Genomic DNA, 15,863 nt, shown 5'->3' on the forward strand with positions numbered 1-15,863 from the left:
CACATCATTTGCTCAGGCGCGTTGCATCTGTTCATATTCAGAGCAGGCGCTAACCCGCAAACGTGGCGTCTGAGCCTATCACGCAGAAAAGGTGAGTGAAGATGAGCAACAAACTGGACCAACTCCGTGCCCTGACCACCGTTGTCGCTGACACTGGTGACATCGAAGCGATCAAAAAGTACCAACCACAAGATGCAACGACAAACCCGTCGCTGATCCTGAAAGCGGCGCAAATCAAAGAATATGCGCCGCTCATCGAAGAAGCGATTGCTTACGCCAAATCACACAGCAACGACGCTGATCAACAAGTGGCAGACACGTGTGACCGTCTTGCGGTCAATATCGGTAAAGAAATCCTCAATGCTATCCCTGGCCGTATTTCAACCGAAGTGGATGCACGCTTATCTTACGACACTGACGCCAGTGTGGCGAAAGCACGCAAACTGATCAGTATGTACAACGAGGCAGGGATCAGCAACGACCGTATCTTGATCAAACTCGCCTCAACGTGGGAAGGTATTCGCGCCGCAGAGATCCTAGAAAAAGAAGGGATCAACTGTAACCTGACGCTACTCTTCTCGTTCGCGCAAGCGCGCGCCTGTGCCGAAGCTGGTGTTTACTTGATCTCACCATTCGTTGGTCGCATCATGGACTGGTACAAAGCGAAAGAAGGCCGTGATTTCACACCAGCAGAAGACCCAGGCGTGAAATCCGTCACCACCATCTACAACTATTACAAGTCGCATGGCTACAATACTGTGGTCATGGGTGCAAGCTTCCGTAACGTCGGTGAAATCTTGGAGCTGGCAGGCTGTGACCGTCTAACCATCAGCCCACAACTGCTGCAAGAGCTTAGTGACGCAGAAGGTGACGTGCCAGTGAAATTGCAAGACACTGGCGCCACAGAGCAGCGCCCAGCGCGTATGACCCATGCTGAGTTTATGTGGGAACATAACCAAGACGCGATGGCCGTTGAAAAACTGGCTGAAGGCATCCGCAATTTCGCGGTTGACCAAGGCAAGCTCGAAGCCATGATTCGCGAGCAACTGTGATTTAACACAATAAAAGCGGCTTAGGCCGCTTTTATGATTAACGTCGATACCGTATTCAACCTGTTCAATCTGTAGGTATACACATGGAACGCAAAATGCTAGCCAACGCCATTCGCGCCCTTGCGATGGACGGAGTTCAACAAGCTAACTCGGGACACCCAGGTGCCCCAATGGGTATGGCTGATATCGCCGAGGTTTTGTGGCGCGACCACATGAACCACAACCCACAAAATCCAGACTGGGCAAACCGCGATCGCTTTGTGCTATCAAACGGCCACGGCTCAATGCTGATTTACTCACTGCTGCACCTTACGGGTTATGATCTTGCCATTGACGATCTGAAGCAATTCCGTCAATTGCACTCAAAAACACCGGGTCACCCAGAGTACGGTTATGCCCCTGGCATCGAGACCACAACCGGTCCGCTTGGCCAAGGTATTACTAACGCCGTCGGTATGGCCGTGGCTGAGAAAGCACTGGCTGCTCAATTCAACCGTGACGGCCATGATATTGTCGATCATCACACTTACGCGTTCCTTGGTGATGGCTGCCTGATGGAAGGTATTTCTCACGAAGCCTGCTCGCTAGCCGGTACCTTGGGCCTAGGTAAATTGATTGCGTTTTGGGATGACAACGGCATCTCAATCGACGGTCACGTTGAAGGCTGGTTCTCTGACGATACGCCAAAACGTTTTGAATCTTACGGCTGGCAGGTTATCCCAGCGGTCGACGGCCACGATCCTGCTGCGATTCAAGCAGCTATCGAAGCGGCAAAAGCTGAAACCGGCAAACCAACGCTTATTTGTACCAAAACCACCATTGGTTACGGTTCGCCAAACAAAGCCGGTAGCCATGACTGCCACGGCGCACCGCTAGGCGAAGACGAAATCAAAGCGGCACGCGAATTCCTTGGTTGGGAGCACGGTCCGTTTGAGATCCCACAAGATATTTATGCACAGTGGGATGCCAAAGAAGCCGGTGCGGCCAAAGAAGCAGCATGGAACGAAAAATTCGCTGCCTATCAGGCGCAGTATCCAGAACTCGCGGCGGAATTTACGCGTCGTATGAACGGTGACCTGCCTTCAAACTGGGACAGCGAAACCCAAAAGCTCATCAAAGACCTACAGGCTAACCCAGCGAAAATTGCCTCACGTAAAGCGTCGCAAAACGTACTAGAAGCCTTCGGCAAACTGCTACCTGAACTGCTTGGCGGTTCGGCGGATCTGGCGCCATCAAACCTCACCATGTGGTCTGGTTCAAAAGCCATTACCGCTGACGATGCCAGTGGTAACTACCTACACTACGGTGTACGTGAGTTCGGTATGACCGCCATCATTAACGGTATTGCGTTGCATGGCGGCTTTGTACCTTACGGCGCAACCTTCTTGATGTTCATGGAATACGCGCGTAACGCGATGCGTATGGCGGCCCTGATGAAGGTGCAAAACATTCAGGTTTATACCCACGATTCCATCGGCTTGGGCGAAGACGGCCCAACTCACCAGCCGGTCGAGCAAATGGCTAACCTGCGCCAGACACCAAACATGAGCACTTGGCGTCCATGTGATCAGGTAGAATCAGCCGTTGCTTGGAAGGCAGCTGTTGAGCGTAAAGACGGCCCAAGCGCGTTGATCTTCTCGCGCCAAGGCCTTGCCCAACAAGAGCGTGATGATGCACAGCTTGCTAACATTGCCAAAGGCGGCTACATCCTGAAAGATTGCGCGGGCAAGCCAGAGCTTATCTTGATTGCAACTGGCTCTGAGGTTGAGCTAGCCGTTGATGCGGCGGCACAACTGAGTGAGTCTGGCAAGCAAGTGCGTGTGGTTTCCATGCCAAGCACGGATCTGTTTGACAAGCAAGATGCAGCCTATCGCGAATCTGTATTGCCATCAGACGTGACAGCGCGTATCGCGATCGAAGCCGGCATTGCCGACTATTGGTACAAGTACGTGGGTCTAGACGGTCGTATCATTGGCATGACGTCTTTTGGTGAATCAGCACCGGCTGGTGAGCTATTTAAGATGTTTGGTTTCACCGTTGAAAACGTTGTAGAGACCGCTAACGAACTACTCGCCTAGTTCCTTATAGCCAGCGATTAGCACGCTAACGCGCACAAAGGCCAGTCTTAGACTGGCCTTTTTTATGTCCTTTCGCCACGGTTCAGTAAAGAAAGCGACTGGCTGATGGACGAGGGTGATACGCAGACCTCACACCGAGATCGTGGCGAAGATATTCAGATAGCTGATCCATTGAACAAACGTTCAACATTTTATCGGCTCGCGTAATGCCAACCGTGATAGTGACAACCTTCATCACAGTGACGGTAAAACCTTGTTTCGTAATTGCCATCAGTGACTTTCCTCTCATTGTTTTTTCAACATACTCGCCATCATAAAACCTCAAGTTATATTGAGGTAAATGAAAATCACAGCAACGGGAGCAAAAAATGACCATGAGTGTCGGGCAAGTGGCTAAGCGTGCGGGAGTAAAGGTCTCTACCCTGCATTTTTACGAGCAAAAGGGGCTGATTGTGAGTCAACGCAACGCGGGTAACCAACGTCGTTACGACCGTGCAGTGCTGCGTCGCCTTGCCGTGATCAAAGCGGCGCAAAATGTTGGCCTGTCACTGGATGAGATTGGTAAAGCACTCAGCGAGCTTCCTTCACACCAAGCCCCCACTCAAGCGCAATGGCGTAAAATGGCAGAGCACTGGGATCAGACCCTGAATGATCAAATTGCGCGGCTTCAACAGTTACAGTCAAGCCTCAGTGGCTGCATCGGCTGCGGCTGCCTCTCCATGAAATCATGTGCGCTCTATAATCCCAATGACGCGGTGGGCGAAGCCACGAAAGATGACAACGTGCTCAACCACCCAAAAACCAATGTGTCTGATCTTTTAAAACACTGGAGACAAAATAAGTAATAAACGCTTTACATGAACTGGGATTGCTGTATGGTGGTCACAGCTCTGGAACATGGAGCATCAATGATTCATCAAGTAAAAGTCGACATAAGCTACGCTATTATCAATATTATAGAGTTTCTAACGTTACCCACTTTCGCTTTTAGACATTTCATCGACTCCGTTCAAAGCTACCCTATTTATTTTAATTTAAGAGAGAATGATTATGTCTAATCAATCAACTGGTATCGTAAAGTGGTTTAACGAAGAGAAAGGTTTTGGTTTCATCACTCAAGACAGCGGCGAAAAAGACGTGTTTGTACACTTCCGCGCGATTGTTGGTGAAGGCTTTAAAACCCTTACCGAAGGCCAACGTGTAAACTTTACCGTTGAGCAAGGCCAAAAAGGCCCACAGGCATCTAACGTTTCTGTTGCATAAGAAACCTTGTCTGACTGATTGTAGGGCGCCGTTGGCGCCCTTTTTTGTGCCTGTTGATCAGACACTCGCGATAATAAAAAAGGCCCCACAAGCACTTGCTGTGGGGCCTTTTTTTTAACCTTGACCATCAATGAACCTTGATTAGCTTTGTTGCATCTTCTGGCGTTTTTTCAAAAAGGTTAACCAGCTTTCTACTGCGTCATCCGGCGAAATACGTTGCGCGACTTTAGCTTGTTCAAGGGCATGGTCAAACTGATTCAACTTGTAATACGCTTGTACTTTCGCTAGCGCAATATCCTTCTTAGAGGCCCCTTTTTCCGCCCTGTCTAGCGAAGTGAGTGCTTGCTGATAATCACCCTGCTGAATTTGCATCAAAGCCAGCTGCCAGTGATATTGGCTCTCTTTCTTAGCTGCCAGTTGCCAAGCTGAAATGGCCTGAGGCCATTCACGCGCTTGTTGCCAAAGGCTGGCTTGCTGAGCAAGTGTTTGCGCATCTTGCTCGCTCTCAGGCAACCCCTTCAGCCACTTGGCTGCGCGTTCAGGAACACCGACATTGGCGTAAAGCTGTGCCACTGTCCGTTGCTCACTCGGCTCTAGGGCTATCCCTTTGCGCTTGGCAAGTAAATAGGTGCTAATCGCGTTTTTCGGCTGTTCTAAGCGCACATAGTTGGCCGCCAATTGACGCCACCACTGTTTATTATCTGGCTCAAGGGTAATCAAGGCTTTTAAAGTGGGGGTCGCCCCGCGCCATTGCTCCAATTGCAATTGTGCCCCAAGCTTGAGTGACAATGCCGACACGGTGGCCGTGTTATTCATGGCGCGCTCATAGTCCGGATACGCAGCCAACACTTTCTGCCATTGCTCGCGTTGATAATGCGCTTGCATGATACGCAGCCACACATCTTCTGCCTGCTCGGATTTCTCTTTAGGTACCGAACGGGCGAGCGGATAATAATATTGCAATGCCGCCGCGTATTGGCCATCAATCAGCAGTAAATCGGCTAACATCCGCTTGGTTTGCCACGCTTGCGCATCTTGCAATTGCTCGCTATCTACCGCGCGCTTAATATGGACAATCGCTTTATCATTGTTGCCATATTGCCAGTAGAAAACCCCCAGCGCACGGTCAACAAAAGCTTTGTCAAAATCACGTTTCACATTCAGCTTGTTGAGTAGCGCAATGGCTTCGCCCAACTTAGACGCTTGCTCTAACGCTTGTGCCTTTTCAATCGATAAGGCAACCGAGGGTGACAACTGCGCCGCGGCGGGCAGCGCAAACATCAATGCCAAGGTAAAGATAAGTCGTTTCAACATTAGCGTAAGTTAAACTCCAATTTGATCTGCTGACCCGGCTGCGCCACGGCTTCTCCATTCACCACTTTGGGCTCGTACTTCCATTTACGCAGCGCTCGCAGTGCTTCACGTTCAAACACACGGGGCGGATTTGCTTCAACCACACTCAAATCTTGCGGTCGACCGGAAGGACTAATGGTAAAACGCACCACTACATACCCTTCTAAACCACGACGCATGGCCCGTGGTGGATAATTGGGTTCCACCCGAAACAGCGGCATAGCCTGCTGATTATTCGGCCCCTGCATGACGCTTAAATCACCCAGTGAGGGAGCTTGCACCATGACGCCTTGAATGTTGGTCTGCAAATTCAGCGTTGGCATATCCGGCTGAGCGGAAGCTGTCGATTGTGTTTGTGTCACCGGCGTCGGCGTATCTGGCATTTCCGGTGGTTTCGGCCGCTCTGGCACCGTGCGCTGACGACGCTGCACATCGGTGTCTGGCTCCTGCATAAAAATATCGATGCTCATCGAGGTCGACTTTTCTTGCGGGCGCTGGGTACTGTGACCCACCATCAGAGCCATCAGCATAAATAAGCCTAACGTGAATACCAGCGCGACCGGCATTGAAATCAGCCATCGCTTCATTATGGCGACTCCGTAGCCAAGGCAATACTCGCGATCCCTGCTCCCTTGGCGGCGTCCATCACTTTTACGACGGTACCATTGTACGCCAGTTCATCGGCTTGAATCACAAGGGACGCATCCGGCTTATCCAACAGCACATGCTCTAACGTCGCTTCGACACGCTCTACATCCACCAAACGCTTATCAATATAGATTTCGTTCGATGCGGTCACTGCGACAAAGATACCGGCATCTTTTTGGCTGGTTGCATGGCTCGCCTCGGGACGGTTCACTTCCACCCCGGATTCGCGCACAAACGAGCTAGTGACGATAAAAAAGATCAACATGATGAACACAATGTCCAACATGGAGGTTAAATCGATTTGCGCTTCTTCGCGCTGCTTATGAGGTCGAATCAATCGCATTACTGACTCCGAAGCGCCTGTTCAAGCGCAACTTCTCGGCGCTGACAGGCTTTAACTAGACGGGCATGGGCAAACATGCCGGCAAGGGCCGCCACCATACCAGCCATGGTCGGCAGCGTAGCCATCGAGATCCCCGATGCCATCAAGCGTGGCTCACTGGTCCCCTGGCTGGCCATCACATCAAAAACCGAGATCATTCCAGTGACTGTGCCCAACAAGCCCAACATCGGGCAAATGGCCACCAGCGCTTTAATTAAACTGAGGTAGCGCCCCAGTTCATGCTGCGCTTCAAATAGCCACCCTTGGCGAATAGCGCGTGCATACCACGAATGATGATCCGTGCGTGCTTGCCAGGCCGATACCCACACTTGCCGTTGTGCCGGAAACCGTGAGTATAAGTACAACAAACGTTCGATCACCAACACCCAGCAAAACAGCACTACCAGACCCAGCCACCATAGCACAGGCCCACCTTGCGCCATAAAATGGCGCAAGATAAACCAAATATCTTGGTGATTGAATTGGGAAAGTAGCTCTACATCCATCATGCTGCTTGTCCAGTGGCCGCCGTATTCGCTGGTTGCTCGGCTTGTTCTGCAACAAGGCTAATACTTTGTTTTTCCAACATGCCGCGAATGTGATCGGCCTGCCCGCTCAAAATATTATGCGCAAGAAGCAGTGGGATCGCCGCGATCAAGCCGAGTACCGTGGTCACGAGAGCCATCGAAATACCGCCTGCCATCACTTTCGGGTCGCCATTACCAAACTGGGTAATCACTTGGAAAGTTTCGATCATCCCCGTCACTGTTCCTAACAGACCCAGCATTGGCGCCAGTGCTGCCAGTAGTTTCAACATAGAGAGGCCTTTTTCACAGCCTTGCTGCTCATCGACAACCGCTTCCAGCAAACGTAACTCCAGCGATTCAACATCGCGTTGTGGCGCATCATGATACACCTTGAGTACACGGCCAAGTGGGTTATCCTCTGGTGACTCTGGATGTTTGAGCTGACGATGCATTTTGGCATGAATAGACAAAAGGACCGCGCCACGATAGAGCGCAATTAACAGACCAACCGCCAACAACGCCGCAATCACTTTGGCCACAAAACCGCCTTGGCTAAAGCGATCCGCCAGGCTTGGCGCTTTCTCCAATTGACTGAGGAGAAAACCGCGCGACGGATCAACCAGCACAGGCTCACCCACCGAGGTGATCGCTTGCTCGAGCTTGGATGTAGTCAGGGTATTATCAGGTTGCGCACGATACGGGATCGCCACCTTTCTGTCCGACTGCCAGTTCAAATAGCCCTGCGGGCTAATCAGCCCAAGGTTACCGATGCGCACCACCGACTGCTCAGACGACACGCCTTGCGCATCCACAACCGGCAGCGTTAACGCTTGCAGTTCGCCGCTGGTTTGCATTTGGGTGAGCATCCCTTGCCACAAGGTATTTAGCTGTTTGAGTGACGGCAATGTATCGGCGGCAACGATCTCTGAAACGGTTTGATTAAAGGTCGGCTGCGTGATGCCTACATAGCTGGAAGCGCTGTCGGTTTGAATGGTTTTGCTCGCTTGACGCACCACGCCAAATAGCTCTCCCAAACTGCCCGATTCTAAGCGAAGTTTATCTTCCAACGACGCCAGTTGTTGCTCGTTGTCACTAAAGGTGTCACTGAGTTTTTCGGTTTCCGCCTCAAGCGCATTACGGGTCGCTTTCAACTGATTCAGTTTGGCGCGCAGCTCTCGCTCCGTCATCGCGAACTCCGCTTCACGCGCTTGGTTGTGTTCACGGGCTTGCTGCTGCGCTTGTTGGGTTTGACCCACAAGATCGTCAGCATGGGTCAAAGGCGCGACAGCCATAAAACAGGCTGCAGCAATCAGGGTTTTCCAGCTCATGATTTCACCCCTTGGTTGGCACTTAAAGGCAGAGATAACAACGACGGCGCTACTTGTTTTTGTGCAACCGCGAAGGCTTTATCCACGGCTTCGCCCGCACTCGCATCCAAGGATACCCACTGCATATCTCGTGTGCTCCATACCCAATGCTGCTTGCCATCAAGGCTACGGGCCACCAGCGACACGCGACCAAGATGCAGCACATCCACTTGATGTGCCCGACCATCCAGCGCAATGGTGTCTTGGTAAGCATCTAGCTTAGTGCCATAGTCACGCTCAATTTGATAGGCCTCGAGAATACGACGAAACTTCTCCGAATCCGCCACATCGGCGCGACCCATCATCGCTTGAAGTTTTTCTAGGCGTGCTTGTCGCTGCTCCGCTTTCAGTGGCATGTCTTTAGCAATCCACTGTTCCAATCCGTCGAGCATGCGGTACATCAAAGGCACAATGCCTTGGCGCGTCTCTTTGATCTCGATGATTTGATCGCGAAGACTTTGTGCTTCTACCTGTTGGTTGCTCACCAAGTTTTGTAGGTGATCGCGGTAGATTTCTAAATTACTGATCTGAGTTTGAATTTGCTCAATTTCTTGACGCATAGCCAAACTGACATCGGCGCGGCGATTAATGCGTGATTGCGACTGTGCCGCTTCTTGGGTGGTTTTACCCTCGATGGCTTGCGCCTTTTCGAGCTGATCCGCACTCACCGCTGGCGTGAACGCCAAACAGGACGCAACGCCCAGCACGAGCCGAAATGAAGACGATTTTATCATGGTGATATCTACAAACATGCTTGGTGATATGGCTTCCGCCACAAACAAAAGTGAGAATAGTTTCTATTTGCGTGTAATGTACCGAGTTTGGCGGCAAAGATCTAGCCTAGCAGTAAAGGGAGCGGAGAATATTGCGGCTTATCAGTAAAGAAGAAGTGACAATAAAAACTAAAAACACATCAAGCAGATAGCGACCAACTGGGTGTTGACCTAACTCTGCACTTGGCCCGTTAAGCCCAAAGACGATGGCGCACGCCATTGCCACTCTAACAATCGCGTGCGCTCATTGGCTATCAATACCCTGTTGTTTCCGAGGTGTTTTTATAGATTTTGCCGTTTTTCATGATCACAACGAAATGCGCATCAGGCTCGGCAATCAGGTCAAGATTTTCCAGCGGATTACCCTCAACAAGGAGGATGTCAGCGATAGCGTCCTCTTCTATCACTCCTAATTTCCCTTGATATGGACTCCGCTTGCCAGACAGCGCAAGCAAGGCTGCATTCCCAGACGTTGCCATCGATAACACTTCAGCCGGCGTGTACCACTTTGTCATCGTGGTTAAGATCGCGCCTTGGTTTTTTGTCATGGCAGGATTGAATAAAATATCGGTGCCCCAAGCCACCTTAAGGCCATATTGCTTGGCAAGCTTAAAGGCGTTGTCGGTGCCTTGGGCGACCTGTTGCTGTTTTACTTTCGCCTCTCCTTGCGTCGGATTCGAGTACTCGTTAGCAAGGAAAGCTTGGCCGCTCAGCCATACGCCTTTTTCCGCCATTAATTGTGCAGTTGCTTCATCCATGAGCTGTCCATGCTCAATGACCTGTACACCCCCTTGTATCGCGGTTTGTATCGCTTTAGGCGTGTAGGCATGTACCGTCACATAGGTGCCCCAGTTATCTGCCGCATCTACCGCGGCACGGAATTCTTCTTCCGAGTATTGCGCCACATCAATCGGATCATACGCTGAGGCCACCCCGCCCCCTGCTGCGAGTTTAATTTGAGAGGCGCCTAACATCAGTTGCTCACGGACGCGCTTTCTGACTTCCGCCACCCCATCCGCTATCACACCACCATTGAGCGATTCACCACGACTTAAACCGGCATTGTTCGCAGCAGGCACCTCATAACGCATCCTAAAATCACCATGCCCGCCCGTTTGCGAAATCATCGCACCGGAGGGCCAAATGCGCGGTCCGGCCACTATGCCCTCATCAATGGCTTGCTTAAGGCCAAATACCGGCCCACTAAGATCACGCACGCTGGTAAAGCCTCGCATTAGCGTGCGCTCAGCTTCTTGTGCGGCCCGAAGATTGATATAGCCGACGTCAGCGGTAAGCAGTTCTGGGACGGAAACAGTCGCCAGCATCGCATGCCAATGTGCATCAATCAGCCCCGGCATCAGCGTGCGTCCCTCACCTTGGATCACAGTGGAGTTCAATGACGGCACCACGTCAATCGGGTGACTCGAAATCCGTGTGATCTTGTTTCCCTCAACTAAAACATGTTTAGGGGCAGAAAGCTGCGCAGATTGACCATCGAAAATACGCACATTTTCAAACAACACACTCTGTGGATGCGGCGCCAACTGCGCCTTAACAGAGACCACCAACAACAAGGCGCCCACAACGAACGTCATCCATCGCATCAACCTCTCCATCCCACACTCCTTGTATTCATTAACAAAAAGCGACTCAAACCTTGTCCACAGCGCCTGCTCCTCGCTCATTTAACAAACCACAGGACGATGAGGTTCTGACCGCACTGTCTATTAAATTAGCCAACCACACCAAAAAGCCCAAATTTTTAGAGAGTTATCGCAATTTTGTTGATCTTGCTGTGGCACGCTCTACGACCCATTGAATATGCAATTGGAACAGCCATGAATAAAGTCTTCGTATCGACCGACCATTCCCATTGTAGCTATCATATTTATCAGCCCAATCAATCCGACTGCCCTCTTATACTGTTGCATGGTACCAATAGTGATGGGTTAGCGAGTTACGGCTCTCTTCTCAACGCATTTGATCACCGCGAAATCATCGTTCCCGATTATGCTGGGTGTGGGGACTCCAGCTTACCCGAGCATGAGCTGACAATTTCCGCTCTCGCCGATCAGGTGGTGGCCATTATTAACGAAAGAGGCAGCAAGAAGATTGATCTCGTTGGTCACTCACTCGGGGCTACGGTCGCGGCTTACATTGCCGCGCAGTATCCTGATTTTATTAACCGGTTAGTGTTAAGTGCGCCTTGGTGCCATGGTGATGACCCGCGACATCAACTGGTATTTAATACTTGGCAGACACTCGAAGAAATCGCACCACAACAAGCAACTGCGTTTGGGCTAAGCCATGTACTGAGTCCAACATTTCTGGCCAATATGGATCCAGAACTGATAGCGCGTATATACACCACAAAGGGGTTGCCTGATACGCATCGAAGAATCGCACTCGGTAAAGACCTAGACATCCGCCAGTATTTATCGAAAATTCAAGCCCCGACGCTCGTCTTAGCCATGGCGTTTGACACCCTTGTACCGCCTTACCGAGCCCAAGAAGTACAAGCCGTAATATCTAACAGTGAGTACGATGAAATACCGAGCGGTCATGCAGTGCAACTCGAAAGTCCTTATCCGTGGGTCAATCGCATTCGTGGATTTTTATAATATTGAAGGGTGAGATAGATAACTGACATAAGTTACGTAACTTACGTCAGTTATGCTTTTTATGACGAGCCAGACTCATCCCCACTCTTCTCTGCAGTGTCAGCATCCGTCTCCGACAGGCAGTCTTTTTGCCGGACCAGATCGAGCGCGTAGGTATACGCCTGCTTCACTTCCTCTTTAAAACTTTTCGCCCCAATTTGCGCCAGAAGTTGCGGGTAGTCTTTATTGTCTGGCTCTTGCAGCCATTTCATCATCACTTGGTTTTTCAGCATGATGTTGCTAAGCCGGTCATCTCGCAGTGAGTCGGAGGCAACTTGCAGCATTTGCAGGCCTTGCAGCTCAACGGCGTTGCGCACAATTTCATCAGAAGTGTTAGTTTTACTCATCGCCATCGTCCTCGCTATTAGCCTCGTCCTCTGGCTCAAAGCCGGTTTTCGATAAATCTGAGAACGACTCAGCTAGGTTATCATTCACTTCGCGGCAGCTTTTTATAATCGCATCGCGAAGCTCTTCGCCCATGGCCGCATCGGTACCATTGGACTCAATCAGTTTGTCGAGGTATTGGTCAAAGTCATCCGGTAGACCAAAATCGAGTGTCGGTGTTGGCATGATTCCTCCTAGCGCATGAGTTTAGAAAGTAGCACCATTAGCAGCCCTTGAATAATGGCGATAAAAAGCTGGATATGGGCGACCACGATGATCAGCAAAAACATAAGATTAAATGGATTACTCAACCACTTTTGAAAGGCCTTGCCCGCGACAGTCGTGGTTTGTAGTGCCGTATCCCGTAAGTGGTCAACGGTGTTTTGCACCAAGATGGAAGACGACAGACGCTTACCATCGCTCGCCACGTCTTCCTCCTCGTTCATAGTGACTTATGAATCAGCGATTTTATTGAGCTGCTTGGTCATCAGCAGCATGCGTTGGTTGCGGGCATTCACTTGGTCTTGCAAGGTGGTTTCAACCGAGTTGTTGATAGAGCGCTGCAAATACGCACTCGACATCACATCGACCAAGCGACCTTTATGTTCGGTTTGCTCACGCAGGCTGATCACATCGGGTTTGTCGGCCACGGCGGTCTCCCTATCAGTGGTGGATAAGGCATCGAGGCAGCACATCGGCTGCCTCGACACGTACACAGATCAGCAAGGCTTAATTGCCGCCGTCCATGATGTAGTTGACCGCTTTCGCGCCTGCCGCAGCCATTTGTGTCATGGCGTTGGAGGTCGCTTGCATTTGCGTGGCACCGGTGTGGGTAAACTCACGCACCTGCAGCTTTGAAAGCGCCGACAAGTCACGCAAGCCATCCAGATTCAGGCTTTGTGCCGAGGTGCTTGTGGTTTGATCGGCCACTTTCGGATCAACGCGGTCACGATAAGGTGATGGGGTAATACCATTTTCTTCAGGCATAATGCTTTCCTTTTTCAGTTAATATCTGCCACATGGCAGAGGGTTACTTTATGAAGCGACACACCCAAACAACATAAGGCAGTGCTTCCTTTGAGCGGGTTATTTCTTTCCCGCCATCACGTAGTTCACCGCTTTCGCGCCAGCCGCAGCCATTTGTGTCATGGCATTGGCAGTCGCCTGCATTTGCGTGGCCCCAGTGTGGGTAAATTCACGCACTTGCAGTTTTGAAAGCGCCGACAAGTCGCGCAGACCATCCAAATTCACACTTTGTGCAGACGAACTGGTGGTCTGATCGCCGACCTTAGGATCAACACGGTCACGATAAGGCACTGGCTCAATACCGGTTGCCGATGCTTGCGTGTTTTGTGCACCGCTTTCTGGCGCTTGATCTCCTGATTCAGGCATAGATAGTCTCCTTTGCTTAGTTACCCTTGATTGGGTCTGCTTACTCTAACTGCGCCCATATCACGCTGTAATAGTGAAAACTTTCACGCTTCAGACAAAAAAGCGCTCGCCGCTACGCTCACGGCTTATTCATTACGCCGGAGAGACCATGCACTATCTAACTTTTACTCGTACTTCACTGCTGGTAGCGCTGACCTGTTTTGTGCTGCTGGCCTGTAAACCAAGCGATCCACCTAGCGATCTCGCGCTAATTCAAACCCGTGGCGAATTAGTGATCGCGACGCGCTTGGACGGCGTGGGCTGCTATTACGCGCAAGATAAGGTGGTGGGGCGAGAATGTGCGCTGCTAAGCAGCTTTGCCGAGCATCTGGGCGTGACACTGACAATAGACAAACAGCCAACGGTCGCGGCAATTATCGACCGTGTGAATCAGGGGCACGCCGATATAGGTGCCGCCGATCTCACCCAAACCGCGCAGCGCGAGCAGCAGGTACGCTTCTCAGCCCCCTTGTTTGAAACCCGTGAAGTGTTAGTGCAGCGCAGCGACAACCCCATCGGCCGTATTGCTGACTTGGTAGGCCACACGGTGTCGCTGCGTAAAAGCAGTGCATATGTTGGCGAGCTAATACGTGCCGCCAAACGGGCAGGGGTGAACATTGGCCCAACCGCCGATGCCAACACCATTGGGCTGCACTATGTCGATGAGCACACCGCTACCTTGGCACTGGTTGCCGATGTGGCTGAAAAAGAGATCGACTTTACCGTGGCCGATGAACACATTGCCCGCAACGCCAACGTACGTGACAGTAATGTCGATGTCAGTTTGGTCTTTGGCGCGCCGCGTAACGTTGGCTTTGTGGTGAGACAATACGGCGACGGCTCATTGCTCGATGCCTTAAATCGGTGGCTACAAAGTGATGCGGCACAACGCATTCACGACACCTATCACCAACAGCAAACTGCGCCCGACACCACCCAAACCCGCACATTTTTATCCTCATCCAGCACCCTTAGCCCCTGGGACCCGATGTTTCAGCGCTATGATAATGCCCCGTTTGATTGGCAGTGGTTAGCAGCACAAAGCTATGTAGAATCGCGGTTTCGCGCCGATGCGGTCTCACCGGCTGGTGCCATGGGGCTGATGCAACTGATGCCGCCGACCGCCAAAGAAATGGGCGTTACCCAACCCTTTGATCCAGCAATGAACATTCGTGGCGGCGCCCGCTACAACCACCGTATGTATAAACGCTGGCACCACCTCCCCGAGCAAGACGCACTCGCGTTCTCGCTGGCCTCTTACAACGCAGGTTTAGGGCATGTCTTAGACGCACGCGCCTTGGCACGTGCTGACGGCGCCGATCCGGATAACTGGTTTAGCTCGCCGACTCAACGCGGCGTGGAAGATTACATCACCGAGCTCGAGCACCAAGCCGTCTACCAACGTCCAGACATTCGCTACGGCTACTGCCGAGGCAGCGAGCCTAAGCACTATGTGCAGCGCATTTTTCGCCAGCGCAAGCATTACGCCGACTTAACCGACGACGGGGAGTTATTTCCCGATGCCTCTACACCCGCTCACTCGGCACCCTAAACACTCTTTTTTGTAGAAGGACATCGCAATGAAACAATCACTTAGCTTTTACTTTGGCCTTAGCGGCACCGTCAGCCAGCGCCAGTTTTGGCTCTGCTTTGTGCTGCCATGGTTTGTTATTCAGTCTTTGATGGGGATTGCCGTCCAACACGACAGCATTCAATTGATGGATGGCATTTGGACACCGCCAGAAGTGGTGTTTTCAGTACTGGGCTTTTTTATCCAACTGTTTGTCACTTGGGCCACCGTTGCACTGAGCATCAAGCGGCTGCGTGAACTCGGTTATCCAGCGCGCACCTTGCTCGCCATGATCCCGGGCTTAGGCACCCTTTGGGTGTGGTTCGAACTGCTCTTCTCTTCCCCTGATAACGGCCATCCACTCTAAACACCTTG

At 51.4% G+C, this 15,863-nt stretch carries 21 protein-coding genes; 7 read left to right on the forward strand and 14 right to left on the reverse strand.

Going from position 1 to position 15,863, the window contains the following annotated elements; translation table 11 throughout:
• The first annotated feature begins 101 nt into the window (after positions 1-101).
• Positions 102-1,052 carry a transaldolase gene (tal, locus tag N7E60_RS14245; RefSeq protein ID WP_167315327.1) on the forward strand — a complete coding sequence of 317 codons (951 nt, stop codon included), beginning with the start codon at positions 102-104 and terminating at the stop codon, positions 1,050-1,052.
• 83 nt (positions 1,053-1,135) lie between these two features.
• Positions 1,136-3,130 (forward strand): transketolase, encoded by a 1,995-nt coding sequence (gene tkt / locus N7E60_RS14250; protein WP_077640904.1) that lies wholly within the window; start codon positions 1,136-1,138, stop codon positions 3,128-3,130.
• A gap of 82 nt (positions 3,131-3,212) precedes the next feature.
• Here tkt and N7E60_RS14255 read toward each other — a convergent pair whose 3' ends face one another.
• Positions 3,213-3,401: a hypothetical protein gene (locus N7E60_RS14255; RefSeq protein WP_069586737.1), complete on the reverse strand. Its 189-nt coding sequence runs from the start codon at positions 3,399-3,401 to the stop codon at positions 3,213-3,215.
• Between the two features lie 97 nt (positions 3,402-3,498).
• On the opposite strand from N7E60_RS14255, the gene soxR reads away from it, so the two are divergent.
• Complete coding sequence (gene soxR / locus N7E60_RS14260; protein ID WP_269598840.1) at positions 3,499-3,975, forward strand: redox-sensitive transcriptional activator SoxR; 477 nt, start codon at positions 3,499-3,501, stop codon at positions 3,973-3,975.
• 205 nt (positions 3,976-4,180) lie between these two features.
• Entirely contained in the window at positions 4,181-4,393 is a 213-nt protein-coding gene (gene cspE / locus N7E60_RS14265; protein ID WP_069586739.1) for a transcription antiterminator/RNA stability regulator CspE, read from the forward strand.
• Between the two features lie 141 nt (positions 4,394-4,534).
• Here cspE and N7E60_RS14270 read toward each other — a convergent pair whose 3' ends face one another.
• The 7 genes from N7E60_RS14270 to N7E60_RS14300 form a co-directional block, all read right to left on the reverse strand.
• Complete coding sequence (locus N7E60_RS14270; RefSeq protein ID WP_269598841.1) at positions 4,535-5,707, reverse strand: tetratricopeptide repeat protein; 1,173 nt, start codon at positions 5,705-5,707, stop codon at positions 4,535-4,537.
• Positions 5,707-6,333, reverse strand: coding sequence for an energy transducer TonB (locus N7E60_RS14275; protein WP_077481514.1), 627 nt, complete (start codon positions 6,331-6,333; stop codon positions 5,707-5,709). Before N7E60_RS14275 ends, N7E60_RS14270 begins: the two co-directional genes overlap by 1 nt.
• Positions 6,333-6,737 carry an ExbD/TolR family protein gene (locus N7E60_RS14280; protein WP_069586742.1) on the reverse strand — a complete coding sequence of 135 codons (405 nt, stop codon included), beginning with the start codon at positions 6,735-6,737 and terminating at the stop codon, positions 6,333-6,335. Before N7E60_RS14280 ends, N7E60_RS14275 begins: the two co-directional genes overlap by 1 nt.
• Positions 6,737-7,282 carry a MotA/TolQ/ExbB proton channel family protein gene (locus N7E60_RS14285; RefSeq protein WP_269599037.1) on the reverse strand — a complete coding sequence of 182 codons (546 nt, stop codon included), beginning with the start codon at positions 7,280-7,282 and terminating at the stop codon, positions 6,737-6,739. Before N7E60_RS14285 ends, N7E60_RS14280 begins: the two co-directional genes overlap by 1 nt.
• On the reverse strand, positions 7,282-8,631 hold the full coding sequence (locus N7E60_RS14290) for a MotA/TolQ/ExbB proton channel family protein (protein WP_069586744.1): 1,350 nt from the start codon (positions 8,629-8,631) through the stop codon (positions 7,282-7,284). The genes N7E60_RS14285 and N7E60_RS14290 overlap by 1 nt, the downstream gene beginning before the upstream one ends.
• The gene (locus N7E60_RS14295) at positions 8,628-9,410 is read right to left on the reverse strand and encodes a DUF3450 domain-containing protein (RefSeq protein WP_408642365.1); all 783 of its coding nucleotides are present in this window, start codon (positions 9,408-9,410) and stop codon (positions 8,628-8,630) included. The genes N7E60_RS14290 and N7E60_RS14295 overlap by 4 nt, the downstream gene beginning before the upstream one ends.
• Before the next feature lie 287 nt (positions 9,411-9,697).
• Positions 9,698-11,047: a metal-dependent hydrolase family protein gene (locus N7E60_RS14300; RefSeq protein WP_269598843.1), complete on the reverse strand. Its 1,350-nt coding sequence runs from the start codon at positions 11,045-11,047 to the stop codon at positions 9,698-9,700.
• Positions 11,048-11,281: 234 nt separating this feature from the next.
• Between N7E60_RS14300 and N7E60_RS14305 the strand changes: the two genes are divergently transcribed.
• On the forward strand, positions 11,282-12,064 hold the full coding sequence (locus N7E60_RS14305) for an alpha/beta fold hydrolase (protein WP_269598844.1): 783 nt from the start codon (positions 11,282-11,284) through the stop codon (positions 12,062-12,064).
• 59 nt (positions 12,065-12,123) lie between these two features.
• On the opposite strand, the gene N7E60_RS14310 is transcribed toward N7E60_RS14305, so the two are convergent.
• The 6 genes from N7E60_RS14310 to N7E60_RS14335 form a co-directional block, all read right to left on the reverse strand.
• The gene (locus N7E60_RS14310; protein ID WP_269598845.1) at positions 12,124-12,450 is read right to left on the reverse strand and encodes a hypothetical protein; all 327 of its coding nucleotides are present in this window, start codon (positions 12,448-12,450) and stop codon (positions 12,124-12,126) included.
• Positions 12,443-12,673: a hypothetical protein gene (locus N7E60_RS14315; protein ID WP_077640912.1), complete on the reverse strand. Its 231-nt coding sequence runs from the start codon at positions 12,671-12,673 to the stop codon at positions 12,443-12,445. Before N7E60_RS14315 ends, N7E60_RS14310 begins: the two co-directional genes overlap by 8 nt.
• 8 nt (positions 12,674-12,681) lie before the next feature.
• A complete protein-coding gene (locus N7E60_RS14320; protein WP_269598846.1) occupies positions 12,682-12,933 on the reverse strand; it encodes a hypothetical protein in 252 nt (83 codons plus the stop codon).
• A gap of 6 nt (positions 12,934-12,939) precedes the next feature.
• Positions 12,940-13,137 carry a hypothetical protein gene (locus N7E60_RS14325; RefSeq protein WP_077640914.1) on the reverse strand — a complete coding sequence of 66 codons (198 nt, stop codon included), beginning with the start codon at positions 13,135-13,137 and terminating at the stop codon, positions 12,940-12,942.
• 79 nt (positions 13,138-13,216) lie between these two features.
• On the reverse strand, positions 13,217-13,474 hold the full coding sequence (locus N7E60_RS14330) for a hypothetical protein (RefSeq protein WP_077640915.1): 258 nt from the start codon (positions 13,472-13,474) through the stop codon (positions 13,217-13,219).
• Positions 13,475-13,573: 99 nt separating this feature from the next.
• Complete coding sequence (locus tag N7E60_RS14335) at positions 13,574-13,879, reverse strand: hypothetical protein (RefSeq protein WP_269598847.1); 306 nt, start codon at positions 13,877-13,879, stop codon at positions 13,574-13,576.
• 148 nt (positions 13,880-14,027) lie between these two features.
• Between N7E60_RS14335 and N7E60_RS14340 the strand changes: the two genes are divergently transcribed.
• On the forward strand, positions 14,028-15,470 hold the full coding sequence (locus N7E60_RS14340) for an MltF family protein (RefSeq protein WP_269598848.1): 1,443 nt from the start codon (positions 14,028-14,030) through the stop codon (positions 15,468-15,470).
• Positions 15,471-15,498: 28 nt separating this feature from the next.
• Positions 15,499-15,855, forward strand: a complete 357-nt coding sequence (locus N7E60_RS14345) for a DUF805 domain-containing protein (RefSeq protein ID WP_269598849.1) — start codon at positions 15,499-15,501, stop codon at positions 15,853-15,855.
• Positions 15,856-15,863: the final 8 nt, after the last annotated feature.

This window comes from Salinivibrio proteolyticus (genome assembly GCF_027286365.1).
GTDB classification, from domain to species: Bacteria; Pseudomonadota; Gammaproteobacteria; order Enterobacterales; family Vibrionaceae; genus Salinivibrio; species Salinivibrio proteolyticus.